This window comes from Mesorhizobium sp. M0909, assembly GCF_040319515.1.
In the GTDB taxonomy this organism is placed as follows: Bacteria; Pseudomonadota; Alphaproteobacteria; order Rhizobiales; family Rhizobiaceae; genus Mesorhizobium.
The window spans coordinates 37,958-55,044 of sequence record NZ_JAMYOA010000027.1; the positions used below are offsets into that span (position 1 = coordinate 37,958).

Consider the following 17,087-nt stretch of genomic DNA (forward strand, 5'->3'; position numbering starts at 1 on the left):
AGAACGCCGTAAAGTCACAAAGGACTATTCATGAGCACTGCCATCCCCGACAGGATCAAGGTCCTGTGGTTTCTTCCGACGCATGGCGACAGCCGCTATCTCGGCACCTCCGAGGGGGGCAGGGCGGTCGACCTGCCCTATCTGACCCAGGTCGCCAAGGCCGCCGACGCCATCGGCTACTACGGCGCGCTGCTGCCGACCGGCCGAAGTTGCGAGGACAGCTGGGTCGTGGCGTCGGCGCTGGCGCCGTTGACGCAGCGGCTCCGCTTCCTCGTTGCAGTGCGGCCGGGCCTGCAATCGCCGACGCTCGCCGCGCGGATGACCTCGACGCTCGATCGCATTTCCGGGGGGCGCCTGCTCATCAATGTCGTCACCGGTGGCGACCCAGTCGAGAACAAGGGCGACGGCATCTTCCTCAGCCATGACGAGCGCTATGAGGTGACGCGGGAATTCCTCGACATCTACAAGGCGGTGCTCAGCGGCGAGACCGTTGCCTTCGAAGGCAAGCACTTCCGCATCGAGGACGGAAGGCTGCTGTTCCCGCCTGTGCAGACGCCGCATCCGCCGCTCTATTTCGGTGGCTCGTCGGAGGCGGCCAATGCGGTCGCCGCCGAGCAGATCGACAAATATCTGACCTGGGGCGAACCGCCGGCTGACGTCGCCGCAAAGGTCGACCATGTGCGCGGCCTTGCCGAGAAGGCCGGACGCCAGGTGAGTTTCGGCATCAGGCTGCATGTCATCGTTCGCGAAACCAATGACGAAGCCTGGGCCGATGCCGATCGGCTGATCAGCCGTCTGGACGACAAGACGATCGCCGAGGCGCAGAAGGTGTTCGCGCGCATGGACTCGGTTGGCCAGTCGCGTATGAGCCGGTTGCATGGCGGCCGCCGTGACAAGCTGGAAATCAGCCCGAACCTGTGGGCCGGTGTCGGCCTGGTGCGTGGCGGCGCCGGCACCGCTCTGGTCGGCGATGCGGCTACGGTGGCGGCACGGATCGATGAATACCGGCGCAGAGGCATCGATACATTCATCCTGTCCGGTTACCCGCATCTGGAGGAAGCCTATCGCTTCGGCGAACTTGTGTTGCCGCAGTTGCCACTCGATCACGAGATCTCAACGCGGCCGACGGCCGTCAACATGGGCCCCTTCGGCGAAACCGTGGCCGGCGACCATCGCCCGTCGGCGCTGCGCGCGAGTCAGTCTTGAGCGCCAGCGCACCGATCATAGCGATTGTCGGCGGCGGCTTTTCAGGTGCGGCGACTGCGTTTCATCTGGCGCGACTGCTCCCGGCCGGTGCATCCGATATCGTGGTCGTCGAGCCCCGCGAGGGGCTCGGCTATGGTCTGGCCTATTCCACAGCCGATCCGGCGCATCGTATCAATGTGCCGGCGTCAAGCATGACGCTGATCTCCGGCCAGGACAGCCACTTTGCCGACTGGCTGGAGCAGACCAGAGCCATTGTAGACGATGCCGAGGCTATTGCCGCCTACGGAGCACTCTACCCGCAGCGTCGCGTTTTCGGGCGCTATGTGGAATCTCATCTCCGGCCCTTCCTACTCAGCAAAACGATCCGCCATGTCAGGTCGGCCGTCGCATCGGTCGAGCGCACCGGCGAGGGCTACCGTCTGATCCTCGCTGATGGCGGGACGCTCGCTGCCGACGCCGTGGTGATTGCGACGACGCATCCGCCGCCGGCCTTGCCGATGCCCCTGAAGTCCGTGGCTGGCACAGCCGGGCTGGTGGCCAATCCCTATGATCTCGAGAGGCTGGAAGCGATCGGCCGCGACGACCGTGTCCTGGTCGTGGGCACCGGGCTGACGTCGGCGGACGTGATTGCAACGCTCGACCGCAAGGGGCATCGTGGCCACATCGTCGCGCTGTCACGCCACGGCTATCGCTCGCGCGGCCAAGCCGCGATGCTGGCCGATCCAATTGGCGATTTCACGACCCTGCCTTCACGCAGCGCAACGGCACTATTCAGGCGCATCCGGGTAACGATCCTTGATGCCAAGCGTCGGGGCGAAGACTGGCATCCGGTGCTCGATGCCGTCCGACGTCAGGGACAAACCATCTGGCAGGCCTTGCCGCTGGCCGAGCAGCGACGTGTGGCGCGCAATCTTCGTGCGCTCTGGGACGTGCATCGCTTCCGCCTCGCGCCGCAGGTTGCGGACGTGCTCGATCGACGCGTTGCCGAGGGCAAGCTCGCCTATCGCGCGGCATCGATTGCCGACGCCGAGGTGGTCGATGGGCGCATTCGCATTGCGCAGCGGCTGCGTGGCGAACGCAGCTTCGTTGTCGAGGCTTTCGATAGGGTGATCGTGACGACAGGTCCGGCACATGCCGATCTCTTCAGGACCAACACGGCGATTGCCGAGCTCGGACAGTTGGGCTTGGTCCGGCTTGACCCGATTGGTCTCGGCTTGGAGACCGATCCGCAAGGCCGTGCAGTCGGTGCATCCGGGCGCCCGACCGACAATATCTTCGTCAGCGGACCGCTGGCGCGCGGCAGCGTCGGCGAATTGATGGGAATTCCCGAAGTCACCGCACATACCGAGCGCATCGCCGCCGAAATTCACCAATGGTTGCGATACCAAACGGCGTTGCGTCGCAAGGCGTCGTGAAGCTGTGATTAGCATGAGTCTATTCAGATGACACTGACGGAACGCATCGCCAGGATTGAAAGCGCCTTCGAGGTTTATGAAAGCGCCATTGGTCGCAGTGCCGCTCCTGGCGCTTTTCGCGTTTGTCGCCGACGCCGCCGAAGTCGCCCAAGTTCAGGTGGAGAGACTGCGCGTTTGAGCGGAGTACGGTCTTCGGAGTTGGCTTCTCTGAGAGCACCGAACTAGTCTAGGCGACGAGCTTGGCTGCGTGTGCCTTCAACTACTGTTGGCTTCTAACAACTCCAATCTGATGTCAGGGGAGTGACGCCTCTGAAAATTTGTCGATAACTGTGAGTTCGGATTTTGACGAGATCTTCACCATAAAGCGATGAGCTGCAATTTCTAGCGACGGCCGCGCTAGGGACGGGCCTCCAGCACCATGTTGAACGGCGTCTCCGTGGCGCGACGGAATCGCTTGAAGCCGCCGCCGGTCACCACCTTGCGTAGCCTCGCCTCGCCGGCCTGGGCGCCAAGCCCGAGCCCGACTTCCTGCGACAGGGATGCGGGCGTGCACACGAACGTGGAAGCGGCATAGTAAACGCGTCCGACGGGATTGAGGTTCGCCGCTAGATGATTATGCGCGAACGGCTCGACGATCATCCACGTGCCATCCGGCTTGAGCGACCCGTGGACATGGGTGGCGGCGCCCGCCGGGTCGCCCATGTCGTGAAGGCAATCGAAAAAAGCGACGAGGTCATAGGTGCCGGGATAGGTCTTGGCGGCCGCGACCTCGAAGCGCGTGTTGGCGCCGACGCCGGCTTCCTCGGCGGCCTTGCGGGCGCGCTCGATCGAAGGGGCGTGATAATCGAAGCCGACGAAGCGCGAATTGGGGAAAGCACGTGCCATGAGCACCGTCGATGCGCCATGACCGCATCCGACATCCGCGACCTCCACGCCGCGTTCGAGCTTCTCGACTACGCCCTCCAGGGCCGGCAGCCAGGAGTCGATCAGATTGGCATTATAGCCTGGACGGAAGAACCGCTCCGTGCCGCGAAACAGACACGCGCTATGATCGTGCCATGCAACGCCCTTGCCGGACTGGAACGCTTGCCTCACCTTTTCTTCATCGAGCCACAGCGCGGATAGGAACTCGAATGCGCCAGCCATGAAGGCCGGGCTATTTTCATCGGCGAACACCAGCTCCTGCTCGGCGTTGAGATAGAACTGGTCGTTGGCTTCATCGTAGTCGACGTAGCCCGCCGCCGCCTGCCCGGAAAGCCATTCCCTTACAAGGCGCTCCTGGGTACCGGTGCGTGTCGAAAGTTCGGCGGCCGTCATCTTGCCGCCTTCGCGCAATGCCTTGAACAGGCCGAGTCTGTCGCCCAGCAAGACTCCCGCGCCCGTAGCGATCGCACCGAGATCGCCGACCATTTTCCCCAAGAATGCGTCCAACTTTTCCTGACTCGCTTCAGACATCGGAATCTCCCTTTGGGCTCGATCTCTCCCAGGAAAAGCCTCACAAGGGGAGAAGAATGGCGAAATTGGAGCCCGGGCCCATTCTTTGGCGTCCACGCGCGGGCCGACCACCATAATGGCGGGTTCGGCCGAAAGCAGCTTCTTCGCCGCTGCCTCGACTTGGTCGATCGATGTGGGCGGCGCGGCGCTGGTGTAGCCGGTGCCAAGACCCGACAAGCGTGGCTGCAATCGAACTGGAGGAATCCAGATTGTTGGTAGCATAGGTGCCGATCAGATATTTCTTGCTCGCTTTTAGCTCGGCCTCTGTCGGCCCTGTTTCCGCCAACTCCCTGATCACGTGGCGTATCCGCCGAGCGTCTCGGCCGCCCTGTCGGCGCGCGTCGCCGTGGTCACGACAAGCGCATTGGAATGCTGGTAGTCTTTCAATCTGGAATGGATACCGTAAGCAAGGCCGCGCTTTTCGCGCACTTCCTGGAACAGACGTGAGGTAAATGGCGAGCCTCTGAGTATTTTGCTTATCAGCTGTGCGGCTTAGAATTCCGAGTCGCTGCGTCCGATGCCGGGAAAAACAAGCTGCAGCGAAGTCTGCGGCGGGTCGTAGGCGACCAATTACGCCGGCCGAGCTCGGGGCGACATCGGCCACCGGCGCGATCGCCTGCTTCTGAGGCAAATCGCCGACCGAGTCGTGGAGCCTTTCACTCAGGCCTTTGGCATCAATATCGCCGACGACCGCTACGTGCAGCCCGTCACCGACGAAAGCGGCCTTGTGGAGGGCGCCTAGATCGACCGGCGTTATGCCGGCGAGGCTCTCCTTGGTGCCCCTCGTCCGGCCTCGAATAAGGATGCGTGCCGTAGATTCGGCGCCGCTTGGCGCGGATGCGGTCGACCGGCTCCTGGTCGAAGCGGGGGCTGTTAGGCGCGAGCCTGAGCAGATCGAAGGCGGCGTCCTTCCGTTCGGGCAGCATGCGCATCTGTCATAAATGCCGTCGCGCTGCGCGTCGAAGCTCATCTCGGCCCCGGCATGGTCAACCGTCACCTGGAAGGCATCGCTGTCGAGATCGCCGGCGCCCTCGTCGAACAGGCCGGTCATCAAATTGGCCAGTCCCTCCTTGTCAGCCGAGTCCTGCGTGGTGCCGCCGTCGAAGACGAAGCGGATGGCTCCGGTTGTGGTGACGGGACGGACGATAAGCAAGGTTCGGGGCGAAGTGATTTGTTCCGCGGCGGCGGTATGTTTTGGTGAGGTGATCATGCGACGTCTTCTTTGGTCGGGCACGTGTTTGCGGATGATGGTGCATGTACCGTGCCAAATGAGAAAACCATTTATACGCAGTCTGGTAGATCTGACCCTGCTACGTTGCGTGTCCGACATTGTCGGAAATTGGACAGCGCCGAACGCGAAGCGGCTCGGGGCTTGTGACGATGCTTGCGCGTGCTGCTGCGGAGGGGATATGAATGCGCTTCGAACTGGCGCGAGGCCTTCGAGGATGCCGGATTACTTAGCAAGGAGAAGTTGCTGGCGGACGACCGCCCATCCGAACCGTTTGGACGAGAATCACCCCTTAAACGGGGTCCTCATTCGGCACTCTCGCTGCGGCCACAGCCTAAGTTGCACCGACAAGGCGCGCCTGGAGCAGATCAATCTTGGCGCGGCCGTACGTTTGCCGCTTGATGAGTTTGAGCTTGGTGATCTGGCCTTCGGTCTAGCCATTCGACCACGGAGAGATGATGGCGTTGCGGACTGCGGCGATGTCCTTTTCGACCCTGTTTGCAAAGGAGCCGACGAGGCTTGCCTTCGCGCCGTCCAGCCGAGTGTCCAGTTTTGCGGCCGCCTTTGATCGGATCATCTGCTGAAAGTCGTCGATCAGCGTTCGCGCGATGACCGAGGTCAGGAACATTGCTCTCGATTGCCCCGATCAGTACAGCGTCCGATTTGGACAGGTCGTCACGCGCCAGCGTCATGAGCCTGGCGATGCTTCGTGCCGAAGGCGTGCGGGCAAGTGCGCTTTGATCGGTCCTTTCAGCAAGGCGTCTGCGCCGCGCCCATTCAGAGACGACGCCGATCTGGCCACGAAAGCCTTTCTTGCGCATTTCGCGCCAAGTCATGTGCTTGACCTGGCGGCATCGTCTTCGTCGAAATCGTTGCGTCCATTTCCATCCTGTTCTTTGGTTTCTGGCCTTTACGGCTTCTCTGCTAGCCGCTTGACGGTGACCGGAAAACTTATCCGCCCGGTGCCGTCCATCAGTCGATTATGAGTCCCGATAATCAAGTCCGATATCCAAGATCGGCGCGCTATGGGTCAGCCAGCCGATGGAGACCAGATCGACGCCCGTCGCAGCAATCTGCGCAGCCATGCTTCGGTGACCACCCGCCCGGCAACCATCGCCACCGCGTGGCGCAACTCATCGACCGACATGTTGTCGAGCAGGATAGCGTCGGGGGCGAAGCCAAGTGCCTCCTCCAACTGGATCAGCGTATCGACCTCCACTTCGATTTTGACGAGATGACCTACGCTTGCTCGCGCCAGCCACGCTTGCGGCGGCAACGCTCGTCATCCGCCGCTCTATAACCCTCGACAAGGGCCTCAATGCGATTTCAGTCAAGATGCAATCTCTCCGCTCTCGAAGGCGAGAGACTGGCAACGCACAAGCAGGAGCGACATTCCTATTTTGCCAGATCAGGTGTTAAAGCAAGTTAGAGATGAGACAGCGCTGGAAAATTAGAAATGCGACACTTGTAGGGCAGGGCGTTTCGGTTCCTAGCAAAGTAGAAATGTCGCACCGACGGTGAAGCCGCGCCTTCTTGGCACCGACGAGAGCGCCCGATCGGGCGTCAGCTGGTCGGGGTTGCGCAGCCCGATCGGGTGCCTTCCAGTGAAGCTCCCTTGGCTTTAGCTTTGAGACCCGCCGCTGGACAGATCGCGGCGGACTGGCGCTGCACAGGCAGTCCGCTTGCCTACACTTTGCCGAAAATTCATCAGGGCAGCGGGGCTTCCGGCAGCTTGCCCGAATTCTCCATCAGGAATGCGAGAACATCGTCCAGGCGGCCACTGGCCCTGCCTGAATCTGCCGGATCACCCGCACCAAATTTGTTCGGGGTAGTGACTTCAACACGGTCGACAGCGGCCGCCATGCGCGCCAGTGCTTCCTCCCGTCTGGCAATGACGGCCGGGTCGTTCATGAAGTCCCGCCGACGCCCAGGCTTGCGGTCGCGCTTCACATAGCCATTGCCCACGCTCCCGTCTGGGATGCCGAACATATGGTCTGTCTGGCCGGTTCGCCGCGGAGCGTGCTGGCTACGCTTCAGCTCCCGAGCTTCCTGCATCTCGGCAACCATCAGCAGCGCCGCATCGAGACGTTTGTTCTCGACGACTGCAGTCCTGTGCACTGAGCGAAGTTTGTCGAAGGTTCTGTAGGGCAGGCCGATGCCATCATGAGTTACCTCGAGCCGGCCGTCCGGATAGTCGCAGACAACGACCTTCTTGCCGGCAAGACGCTTCGCCAAGTCGGTTGGATCGAGGATGAACAGCACCTTGTCGTAGCGCAGCGTCAGCGCCTTAGACACGGTGCGAAACTCTTTATGGCACATCGCGCCATCCAACTGTTCGTGATCGGCGAGGGGCCGATGCATGTTCTTCGGATTGCGGGGCTCTTTGCCAAAACGCGCGTTGAAGTCCGCCATGAACTCTGGAGCGTAGGCGTTTGCCGCCTCTATCGTGCTGATGCCACGAAGGCGGGAATCTCGCTCGCTTTCATTAGCCGCATGTTGCTGGTCATCGCAGATATCTCCGTTGGTGGTCGGCATGGAAATTGCGCCGACGCTCAAACGTGCTTGAATGCGCGCACCTTCGCTACCTGTGCACTTGCACAGGTTGTAGGCAGGCCTGCAGAAGGCGCGGATCGAGTGTTCCTGCGCATTTGTTCATTGTTGGCACCCCGGACACTCAACCGTGTTGCTAGAACAACCCACCTGCTCCGTTCCAACAGCAGCATTGGCCACCGGAACGCTCCCCTTGCGCGCACTGAAAGCCGGCGCTCAGGCAGTCGGAGTCAGTCATGCCGAGGCGCCATTTACTTTTCCCCACAAGTCGCACGAGCCGCACGCGCTCTTTTCGCTCTGGAGTCCAGTAGGTTGGGTCTGGGTTGGCTCAATCGAGGGGATGGGCGTCTTTCCATTTAGCTATAGGCTAGGAAAAGCTCCTTAGATCCCGCAGTCAGGAGTCCACCAATCGGTCGAGATGGCTGCGAACCGCGTTGCGGGCGGGATTGGGTGCTCCGACGGATCGATACCCAATACCTGCGCCATTTGTTCTTCGATGGCATTATCGCCCCCCGCGTATAGCTAAGTGGTGTGTACAAACCTGATCTACACGACCTAGCGCGATTTGGAGCCAACCGGCCTGGGACCTGGGCGGCCGCCTCGCCGCCTCTGGCTCTGCGCCGCAAAATCGGGCCGGTTCCGCGTCCGCATCGAATGACGCCGGTTAGAGGTGGTGTCGGAACGGGGTGCTCGGCATTTATGATCCGACCGAGCGCCAGCGAGTGATCGTCGGCGGGCTGGACGGCGGCATCATGTTAGGGGACTACGGCCTCCAGGCGCGCGAGGAATGCCGAGACCTCGGCGCCGATGTCGGCCGGTTCAGTCACCGTGGGTGACGGCCTAGCTACTCCCCGATCATCCCCGATTTAATTCAAATTTGTCTGTAAATATTGACGATTGCGCGACCTTCACCTCGTAGACGGCAATGGGGTGGTTAGAGAGGGTCCTATGACAAGCGATTTTTCCGCCGCCCGAGTGCATTTAGATCGAGCGTATGACTACCTTTGTGGCGATGACCCGATGAGTCGAAGGGGACGCCAAGCCTTGGACCTGCTAATTAGGCGGTTGCCGTCGAAGAGTTCAAGCAGCCACGCCAAAACGCGGAGGTGCTAAGGTTTCCGATTGGGCGCCGCTCCTGAGGCAATCTCCACGGCCGCCATGTAGCCTCAGGTGAGGCGCTCACCGGACGGTTGCGCCGCCACTATGAACCATGGTGAGCAAATCCTCCAGAAGGCCAAGAAGCCCGCCCCGCATGAGCCGAGGCGGGCAATAGAAAATGGGGTGCCCAAGCGCGTCCATGAAACAGCGCCGCAGGTAAAATTCAGCAGAATGTCCATCCTGGCGCCGCGGGCAATTCTTCACCCAGTTCAAGCTGTCGAGCGATCCACTGTTCGTCGACAAGGTTGGCGACATCGTCGGGCTCTACCTGTCACCGCCCAACAGGGCACTGGTTTTGAGCGTCGACGAGAAGAGCCAGATCCAGGCACTCGATCGGGAGCAACCGGTCCTGCCGATGATGCCGGGCGTGCCGGAGCGCCGGACCCATAGCTATGTCCGACACGGCACCACCTCGCTGTTCGCGGCGCTCGATGTGGCGTCCGGCTTTGTGATTGGCAAATGCTACAAGCGGCACAGGGCGACCGAGTTTCTGGACTTCCTCAAGCAGATCGACGCCAACGTGCCGCCCGATCTCGATGTCCACGTCATCATGGATACCACAAAACCGCGCTGGTCAGGTTTCTGTCGCGCCGGCCTCACTACCATGTCCACTTCACGCCCACATCGGCATCCTGGATCAATCAGGTCGAACGCTGGTTCGCTGAACTGACCCGAAAGCAGCTGCGACGCGGCGTGCATACCTCAACCAGCCAGCTCGAGGCCGATATTCGCACCTTCATCGAGCGCCACAATGAGAACCCAAAGCCCTATCGATGGACCAAGTCCGCGGACGAAATTCTCTCGTCCGTCAGGTGTTTAGGCCGAGCAGCGCCCGGCAGCCCGCATCTATGTGATCGAGGACATGCGGGATGTGACCGCCGAAATGCTCAAGAGCGTCTCAGACAAGCTGAACGGGTTTGCCCGCTATGAGCGGCTCGCCACGAACAAAAAGGCCCTGATCGCCGCATGTGAAGGACAGCCCAATCACCGTTGCGACGTAGGGGCCCATTATGGCGGCGCCTCTACTATCTCCTCCAGAAGCTCGAAATTGAGGACGTGCGCCTCGTCTATGCGCCCGCGCTCCGCATCGGCAACTTCGGCGGCCAAACGGATAACTGGATGTGGCCGCGCCACACGGGCCACTTCGGCTTTTGTCGCGCCTATGTCGCGCCTGATGGTTCCTCCCGGCCATATGCGCGCGACAACGTGCCCTACCGGCCCAAGAACTGGCTGCGCATCGCCGTTGAAGGCGCTTATGTGGCGAACTTTAGGTTCACATGACTAGCTAGCTGAAAACTTTGCAACACATCCCTTCGCAGTTGGGCATCATCTGCTCCGGCCGATCAATTGGCGTGGTTGAGTAACCAAGGCGCTCTTTCGTTCGATCCAGCCGGTGTAAATGTAGCGATCCGCCCGGTAGGACGAGGACGAAAAGTAAATAACCCGATCGTTCGAGTCGAAGGCGGTACGGTCGATTTGCAGCACCGCAGTGCCGCTCGACACGTCGAGTGCTTTTGCCAGTCTGGTACGCGCGGTGCCGGCCCTTATCTCCTGTCTGGCTCGCGCAAGAGCCACACCAAGCTGCCGCTCGAGAATCTCGGTGAAAGAAGCGTCGGCAAGGTCGCGCTTTTCCATCTGGCGTCCGATTGCCGCGACAAACGAAACCGTCTCAACCGCGACGACTTCGCCGTCGATCGTTTGCACGCGCTCAATGGTCAGCACGCTTTCGTCGATCGGCACGTTGAGAGCGGCTGCAACCAATGCGTCAGCGGAACGCCAGTCGACCGTCATATGCCTGGTACCCGGCCGGAAGCCACGCGCTACCGCTTCTTCCGAAAATCCTGAAAAAGTGAGCAGGTCCCGGCCGATGTGACGCTTGGCAACAAACGTCCCCTTGCCAGCGCGTCGATAAAGCAAGCCTTCACCGACAAGGGCAAGCACCGCCTGTCGCACCGTATTGCTGCTGAGTTCGTGCTGTTTCATCAACTCCATCTGAGTGGGGAGCTGATCCCCAGCATTGAAGACCCCGCTCTCGATCTGAGACCGAATGATATCCGCGAGCTGAATATGAAATGGAGTTCTACCGGGCTGAACCATGCGGTCTCCTTAAGCCGAGATCACGCCTTGGCCGAAGAGATCGCCGAATTCGCCGGTCTAGGCGTCCGAGCCATAGGTACAGCCTCGCGCAGCTTGCCGATGACGATGGAGCGGTTTGCCCCGCTGTTCTCCGCGATCTGGCGCGCGGGAGCTTCGATGGCGCGCCGCACGATATCGGGGCCGTATCTCTGGTCGGCGTTGTAGGCGGCGACCGCCTCGAGTGCCTTGGCGGCTCTGAGCAGCGCCACGCCGCCGGGCAGCATGCCCTCCTCGACCGCGGCACGGGTGGCATGAATGGCGTCGCCGACCCAATCCTTGCGTTCCTTGACCTCGACCTCCGTCGAGCCGCCGACGCGGATGACGGCGACACCCCGGCGAGCTCGGCCAGCCGCTCCTGCAGCTTCTCGCGATCCAGTCGGAGGTGGTCTCCTCGATCTGCGTCTTGATCTGGGTGACACGCCTCTGGATCTGCTCCTTCTTGCCGGCGCCGTCGACGATCGTGGTGTTCTCCTTCTCGACTGTCACCCGCCTGGCGCGGCCGAGCATGTCCAGCGCGACATTCTCTAGCTTGATACCGAGATCCTCGCTCATGGCGGTGCCGCCAGTCAGGATCGCGATATCCTCCAGCATCGATTTACGGCGGTCGCCGACCTCGAGGTTCAGCGGCTTAGGCTGGCCGGTTTCATTGCGTGCGTCAGGACCGGCGGCGATCACTTCGCCCTCCTGCAGCTTTTCCTTCGCGATGTCGGGAATGGTGATGCCGCTGGCCGTCTTCTCGTCGGCTTCGATGCGGCGGACGTGGATGCGGTCATCCAATGAACGGAACGTCATGTCGTTCTCCTTCAGGACAAACAGATTGCAACAGGGCTACCCCGATTCGGACCGACAGGGCTTGGTGCGGGGCTCGCGCGACCCTTTTTCGGCATCGCGCGCACATGCGGATTAATTTTGCTCCGTTCTCCAAGAGTGGACTGGCCTATGAAGTTCCGACCCTTATGCCCTGCTGTGTTGATTGCGCCATGGGACGCATTGACCGTTGTCTCGATGCGGACGAGACGAAGTTTCACAGGGCCTATCCTGAGCCTATGAAATACGTCTTCGGCGCGTTCAGGGCCTGCGCTCGCGGGACATGGAGCTGAGGCCGTCTCCAGCAGCAAGGCGTTGAGTTCCTCCAGGTTCTTGAAGCGCAGCCTTGGGGTGAAAAAGCGCTCGGGCCCAGCCTGACCTGGTTCTCGACCCGACCCCTCTCCCAACCCGACGCTGAAGTGCAGGCCACCGGCTCGATAAGAATAGTGGCCGATCCCAATGCATGGCCAAACAGCGGTATCGACGCCCTCATGCCATGGAATTCCCAGCGCTGAATGGCCTCAGCTCCCGCTTACGCTACATGCGGCGATATGCGCTTCATCTGACTGCCACGCGGCACCCGAGGACGGATGTTGGCAGACTTGGTGTACGTTCAATGACGCGTTCGATTTGGGCCGCTGCATCAAGTCAATCGCTCGAAGACGACGTTGATGTCAGTCATTGCAGCAAGCCGGTATGATCTGCATTCCATTACATTGATGATCCGATCCCTATTGCCCTTTAGATAATGCTCGTTTGGCTCGCATTGGATGACAGCAGGTCTGATGCACTCGTAGTCAATGGCCTTGACGAGATCGTGATCCAGTCCTTCGCAATCGATCGATAAGAAATCGATCTTATTGGCATAAGGGGCCAGTAGTTCATTGATACCGATCGCGCTCACCTCGATATGTTCTCGGATACCTCCTATACCGTCGAAGTCCCCGAAACTTTCAACGTGTGCTTTATCCACCGACGAAAGCTCATGGGCGTTTCCGATGAAGAGCGTCGCAGACGCTTGCGGAGCGGGCAAGACAACGGATCGAACGAGAACGTCTTCCGGGCGAGCAGTCCTGATCAGCGCTTCCAATTCAGGATTGGGTTCAACCAGAACACCTCGCGCGCCCCGTTGGTACATAAGAAAGGTATTTGAGGTCGAGATGGGGTGATTAGCGCCGATCTCGACATAAAACACACTGGCCCAAGATCTTTGACTCTTGTAGAGTTTTGCAGCCAGAATTCCTTCGACAATAACGTCTTCTCCGGCTTGTGCGTAACTAGCCGGCGCGAAGTGCTTTATCCGAGAGTTCGGGAGATTGAGCCTAGCGACCTCTTGGTTTATTGACTGGTTTTCGAAGTGGGACAACATAGCTCGACCTCCAATGTATTGGACAGGGGACCGCTACGACCGGTTTTCGCGACGGCCCCTGCTCATAATCCCCGCAATCAGCGTGCCACGTGCCGAATGCGGTGCTCCTTACTCAACAAGAGTGAAACACGCGCGCCCGCTGGAATGGCCGCGACACTTTTGTCGGGTTCGCGACATCGGCGCCACCGTCCGGCGACTTCCCGAGGATGTGTTGCAAAGTTTTTGGTAACCAAGCGCATTGGGCTCCGGTGTTCCTCGGAGAGTTGAGATATTCGAAGGCCGCCATTTCGACCAATCTGTGATCTTGCTTTGCATTCGCTCGCATCTGGCCTACGGACTGAGCCTACGCTGATCTTCGAGAAATGATGGCGGAGCGTGGCATTAGTGTCGATCATTCAACGATCCATCGCTGGGTCGTTCATTTCGCGCCGCTGCTGATGGAACGCTTTAACCGGCGCAAGCGCCTCGTGACCGGCAAATGGCATGCGGACGAGAACTACATCAAGGTCCGCTGGCGGGATGGACCTCTATCGCGCCATCGACAGCGTCGGCGACACCGTCGAGTTCTGGTTCAGTGAATCCCGGGATTTGCCGGCCGCCAAGCGTAAGAGCGTTGGCACGCCATGACCGTGCTGATCGCATCGTCATCGACGCATGACCAACCGGGAAGCCATTGTTTCCTGCGATGCGACAAGTCGATTGCAGGATTGCTCCCGGCGCCGGTCGAAAGCCGACCCGCATTTGGCAAAGCCGGCCAGCTTGTCCGACGCAGCGATTTGCTCTTCGTCGCTAAGACTGCGTCGTGTGTCGGCTTTGTCGGGCCCGTGACACGAAGTTCGGTTGGGCGAACTTTTTTCTGTTTGCTAAGTAGCTGTAAGCAATCACAAATTGTTTTTTAGCTCGATCAGCCAATGTGGCACGAGTTTTGTGCCTCCTCGTTGAGGAGTGGCGGCAGCAATTGCCGCCATCATTGATGCCGGGGTCAGTCGCGATGGAGGAAGGCGATCCGCGTCAAATCGCGTACTATGGCAAGGGTACATCCTCGTCGTCCGCTGTGAATGGACAAGACGTGGTTCGCTTCGGCCCTGATGATGGCGCCTATGGCCCCTTATGCGATTCCTTGGCGACTGCGGTCTCCGACGCCCCCAGGCCACGCAAGACACTAGCAGAGAGCGCGCTCACATTTATTTGGAGAGACGATCATGCCCAAGGTGGCATTCATTTTCGGTACTCGTCCTGAGGCGATTAAATGCGCCACAGTAATTAACGCGATGAAGCTCGACCGCAGGTTCGAGCCCCTCGTTGTTTCCACGGGGCAGCATCGCGAGATGCTGGATATCGCTTTAGCGGAATTCGGTATTCGACCCGACATCGAACTAAGCGTCATGCAACCTCGCCAGACCTTGTCGCAGGTCACATATCGAATACTGGAAAGGCTCTCCGGGCAAATAGAACAATGGGGGATCGACGCGGTAGTCGTTCATGGCGATACCGCGAGCACCCTGGCAGGAGCCCTGGCCGCCTTCCAGCACCGTATCCCCATCATCCATATCGAGGCGGGCTTGCGTAGCGGCAACATTGCATCGCCATATCCAGAGGAGGCCAATCGGCGCCTGGTCGCCCAGATAACGGATCTCCACCTGGCGCCGACGATTCGTAGCAGCGAGAATCTTCTCCGCGAAGGTGCCGCTGAGGATCGTATCACGGTCACCGGGAACACGGTCGTCGACGCCCTTCACTGGGCGGCCGAAAATGCTCCCGCCTTCGCCGAGCCAGCGCTTGCCGACCTGAAGAACGAAACGCGGCGGATCGTGGTCGCCTCAGCACATCGGCGTGAATCGTGGGGCGCACCGATGCACGAGATCGCAAGAGCTCTTGTGCAGCTATCATGTCAGGAGAACGTGCGTGTCATCATCCCATTGCACCAGAACCCGGCAGTGCGCGAAGTCATTTTGCCCTATTTAAGCAACCAGGCGAATATTACGGTGGTGGATCCTCTGCCGTACCGCAACTTCTGCAGCCTTATGCTGCGCGCGGACATCATCATCTCGGACAGCAGCGGCGCAGAGGAAGAAGGCCCTTCACTCGGCAAACCGACGCTCGTTTTAAGAGAAATCACCGAGCGGCCGGAGGCTGTCGAAGCTGGCACGGCGCGCCTTGTGGGCCGCAGCACCGCCCGCATCGTGAGTGAAGCGACCCGGCTGCTGCGCGATCCGGACGAATATTCACGGATGGCCCAGCCCGTGGACGCCTACGGCGATGGAAAGGCGACAACTCGGGTCATCGGTGCAATCGCGAGATATTTTGCTGCGCACACCGCGCGCGAGTCGCAGCTGGCCAACTGATGGGCCGCCAGATCAGCGGCGTGGCGCGGGACCGTTCGCTGCCCTCCACGCCCTCCGAAGAACACCACCATATCGAACTGACCGGACCGGGCGATGACGACAAAAGAGAGAAGGTCATGGCTAGGAGTGAACAATCCGACGAGATCTCAATTTCTCCAACGCTGTGGTGTGCCTATTCCGATGAAGCCCGCCCCCGATTCCGAAATGAAGCGCCCATACCCAAGGATCAGGGATTCGTCCTCAGTTCCCGGGGCAACCGCCTCTCGGCGACCGGCCTGCAAAATGGCTTTGCCGAGGTCCGTAAACTCGCCGACTTTGATGGCGGTAAGCCGTTTAAGGCCGCACGATCACCGGTTTGCCGTGACCCGCCTCAGCCTCTGGCACCAACAGCGCGCAGACGTTCAGGCGCTGGCCACATATCTCGGCCACGCCAGTTACACCGACACGGCCTACTACCTGAGCGTGCCGCCCTCGATGGAGGCGCAGCACGAGCGAACACCGCACACCTGCTCGTAGCGCCGCTCCTGGAGTCCTATTTCCGCCGGCGCCTGACCAAGCAGCGGAACGCGACTCCCGCGACCGTGGCCAGCTATCGCGACGCCTTGCGCATGCTGATCCTTTTGCCGCCGCCCGGTTGCGGAAGAAGCCGGCGGCGTTGACGCTCGAAGAGCTTGATCGAGACCTTGTTTTCGCTTTTCTCGACGAACTCGAGGAGAAGCGGAACAATTCCGTCACCACGCGCAACGCCCGCTTGGCCGCGATCCGATCTTTCTTCCGACGTCGCTTGCCGCCGACCCGGCGTTCTTCGGCGTTGCCCAACGCGTGCTGACGATTCGCATTAAACGGATGCAGATTGAGGTGACGTACCACCTCACCAAGGCCGAAGTGGACAGTAAGCGGGCAGCTGAGGCCGTTCAGCGCTGGTAATTCCATGGCATGAGGGCGTCGATATTGCTGTTTGGCCAGCCATTGGCAATGCGCTCGAGGGTCAGGGTGAGCCAGGCGTGCGGATCGACCTGATTCATCTTGGCGGTGGTCAGCAGGGTGGCGATGGTGGCCCATGTCCGTCCGCCGCCGTCGCTGCCCGCGAAGAGGCTGTTCTTTCGGGTAATTGTCTGCGGCCGGATGGCGCGCTCGACGGTGTTGGAGTCGATTTCGATCCGGCCGTCAGTGAGGAAGCGCTCCAGCGCGGCACGCCGGCCGAGTGCATAGCGGATCGCCTCGGCCGGTTTCGATTTTCCCGACAGCTTGGGCAGCTCCTTTTCCCACAGCGCAAAGAGAGCGGCAACGATGACGGCGGATTTCTCCTGACGCGCAGTTATCCGTACTGCCGGGTCCTGGCCGCGTACGGCCTCCTCGGCGGCCCACAGTGGGGCCAT

At 60.6% G+C, this 17,087-nt stretch carries 11 protein-coding genes and 9 pseudogenes; 9 read left to right on the forward strand and 11 right to left on the reverse strand.

Annotated features, from left to right (window positions below; all coding sequences use genetic code 11):
- Window positions 1-30: 30 nt before the first annotated feature.
- Window positions 31-1,206, forward strand: coding sequence for an FMNH2-dependent alkanesulfonate monooxygenase (gene ssuD, locus NKH83_RS28370; RefSeq protein ID WP_352808332.1), 1,176 nt, complete (start codon window positions 31-33; stop codon window positions 1,204-1,206).
- Window positions 1,203-2,621: an FAD/NAD(P)-binding protein gene (locus NKH83_RS28375; protein ID WP_352808333.1), complete on the forward strand. Its 1,419-nt coding sequence runs from the start codon at window positions 1,203-1,205 to the stop codon at window positions 2,619-2,621. The genes ssuD and NKH83_RS28375 overlap by 4 nt, the downstream gene beginning before the upstream one ends.
- Before the next feature lie 396 nt (window positions 2,622-3,017).
- Here the strand turns inward: NKH83_RS28375 and NKH83_RS28380 are convergent, their stop codons facing one another.
- The 5 genes and pseudogenes from NKH83_RS28380 to NKH83_RS28405 all read right to left on the reverse strand — a co-directional run.
- Window positions 3,018-4,076, reverse strand: a complete 1,059-nt coding sequence (locus tag NKH83_RS28380) for a class I SAM-dependent methyltransferase (protein WP_352684528.1) — start codon at window positions 4,074-4,076, stop codon at window positions 3,018-3,020.
- Window positions 4,077-4,116: 40 nt separating this feature from the next.
- Window positions 4,117-5,325, reverse strand: a complete 1,209-nt coding sequence (locus NKH83_RS31740) for a M16 family metallopeptidase (protein WP_502895636.1) — start codon at window positions 5,323-5,325, stop codon at window positions 4,117-4,119.
- A gap of 352 nt (window positions 5,326-5,677) precedes the next feature.
- Window positions 5,678-6,173: pseudogene (locus NKH83_RS31745) on the reverse strand (transposase); the annotation flags it as partial.
- Between the two features lie 150 nt (window positions 6,174-6,323).
- Window positions 6,324-6,598 (reverse strand): annotated as a pseudogene (locus tag NKH83_RS28400) (carboxylating nicotinate-nucleotide diphosphorylase); the annotation flags it as partial.
- 596 nt (window positions 6,599-7,194) lie between these two features.
- Window positions 7,195-7,812: pseudogene (locus tag NKH83_RS28405) on the reverse strand (ISNCY family transposase); the annotation flags it as partial.
- A 767-nt stretch (window positions 7,813-8,579) separates the two neighbouring features.
- Between NKH83_RS28405 and NKH83_RS28410 the strand changes: the two are divergent.
- The 3 genes and pseudogenes from NKH83_RS28410 (at window position 8,580) to NKH83_RS28425 (ending at window position 10,332) form a co-directional block, all read left to right on the forward strand.
- A complete protein-coding gene (locus NKH83_RS28410; protein WP_023721628.1) occupies window positions 8,580-8,729 on the forward strand; it encodes a hypothetical protein in 150 nt (49 codons plus the stop codon).
- A 530-nt stretch (window positions 8,730-9,259) separates the two neighbouring features.
- A pseudogene (locus NKH83_RS28420) lies at window positions 9,260-9,864 on the forward strand (IS630 family transposase); the annotation flags it as partial.
- Between the two features lie 70 nt (window positions 9,865-9,934).
- Window positions 9,935-10,332: pseudogene (locus NKH83_RS28425) on the forward strand (S46 family peptidase).
- Window positions 10,333-10,377: 45 nt separating this feature from the next.
- Here NKH83_RS28425 and NKH83_RS28430 read toward each other — a convergent pair.
- The 5 genes and pseudogenes from NKH83_RS28430 to NKH83_RS28450 all read right to left on the reverse strand — a co-directional run bounded on the left by NKH83_RS28430 (window position 10,378) and on the right by NKH83_RS28450 (window position 13,363).
- On the reverse strand, window positions 10,378-11,148 hold the full coding sequence (locus NKH83_RS28430; protein ID WP_352808336.1) for a GntR family transcriptional regulator: 771 nt from the start codon (window positions 11,146-11,148) through the stop codon (window positions 10,378-10,380).
- An 18-nt stretch (window positions 11,149-11,166) separates the two neighbouring features.
- Window positions 11,167-11,796 (reverse strand): annotated as a pseudogene (locus NKH83_RS28435) (TCP-1/cpn60 chaperonin family protein); the annotation flags it as partial.
- A gap of 51 nt (window positions 11,797-11,847) precedes the next feature.
- A pseudogene (locus NKH83_RS28440) lies at window positions 11,848-11,979 on the reverse strand (co-chaperone GroES); the annotation flags it as partial.
- A 320-nt stretch (window positions 11,980-12,299) separates the two neighbouring features.
- Window positions 12,300-12,436: pseudogene (locus tag NKH83_RS28445) on the reverse strand (IS21 family transposase); the annotation flags it as partial.
- A 201-nt stretch (window positions 12,437-12,637) separates the two neighbouring features.
- Entirely contained in the window at window positions 12,638-13,363 is a 726-nt protein-coding gene (locus tag NKH83_RS28450; protein ID WP_352808337.1) for an FkbM family methyltransferase, read from the reverse strand.
- Between the two features lie 268 nt (window positions 13,364-13,631).
- Here NKH83_RS28450 and NKH83_RS28455 point away from each other — a divergent pair.
- The 4 genes and pseudogenes from NKH83_RS28455 to NKH83_RS28470 all read left to right on the forward strand — a co-directional run.
- Window positions 13,632-14,092: pseudogene (locus NKH83_RS28455) on the forward strand (IS6 family transposase); the annotation flags it as partial.
- Between the two features lie 473 nt (window positions 14,093-14,565).
- Window positions 14,566-15,708 carry a non-hydrolyzing UDP-N-acetylglucosamine 2-epimerase gene (gene wecB, locus NKH83_RS28460; protein ID WP_352808338.1) on the forward strand — a complete coding sequence of 381 codons (1,143 nt, stop codon included), beginning with the start codon at window positions 14,566-14,568 and terminating at the stop codon, window positions 15,706-15,708.
- On the forward strand, window positions 15,708-16,367 hold the full coding sequence (locus NKH83_RS28465; RefSeq protein ID WP_352808339.1) for a hypothetical protein: 660 nt from the start codon (window positions 15,708-15,710) through the stop codon (window positions 16,365-16,367). The genes wecB and NKH83_RS28465 overlap by 1 nt, the downstream gene beginning before the upstream one ends.
- Window positions 16,364-16,537, forward strand: coding sequence for a site-specific integrase (locus NKH83_RS28470; RefSeq protein ID WP_352808340.1), 174 nt, complete (start codon window positions 16,364-16,366; stop codon window positions 16,535-16,537). Before NKH83_RS28465 ends, NKH83_RS28470 begins: the two co-directional genes overlap by 4 nt.
- Window positions 16,538-16,622: 85 nt before the next feature.
- Here NKH83_RS28470 and NKH83_RS28475 read toward each other — a convergent pair.
- On the reverse strand, window positions 16,623-17,087 hold a 465-nt coding region (locus tag NKH83_RS28475), incomplete at its 5' end, for an IS66 family transposase (protein ID WP_352808342.1).

Coding starts and splice junctions, on each gene's coding strand:
- wecB (WP_352808338.1), top strand. CDS start 14,566: ATGCCCAAGGTGGCATTCATTTTCGGTACTCGTCCTGAGGCGATTAAA.
- NKH83_RS28380 (WP_352684528.1), bottom strand. CDS start 4,076: ATGTCTGAAGCGAGTCAGGAAAAGTTGGACGCATTCTTGGGGAAAATG.
- NKH83_RS28450 (WP_352808337.1), bottom strand. CDS start 13,363: ATGTTGTCCCACTTCGAAAACCAGTCAATAAACCAAGAGGTCGCTAGG.
- NKH83_RS31740 (WP_502895636.1), bottom strand. CDS start 5,325: ATGATCACCTCACCAAAACATACCGCCGCCGCGGAACAAATCACTTCG.
- NKH83_RS28430 (WP_352808336.1), bottom strand. CDS start 11,148: ATGGTTCAGCCCGGTAGAACTCCATTTCATATTCAGCTCGCGGATATC.
- ssuD (WP_352808332.1), top strand. CDS start 31: ATGAGCACTGCCATCCCCGACAGGATCAAGGTCCTGTGGTTTCTTCCG.
- NKH83_RS28465 (WP_352808339.1), top strand. CDS start 15,708: ATGGGCCGCCAGATCAGCGGCGTGGCGCGGGACCGTTCGCTGCCCTCC.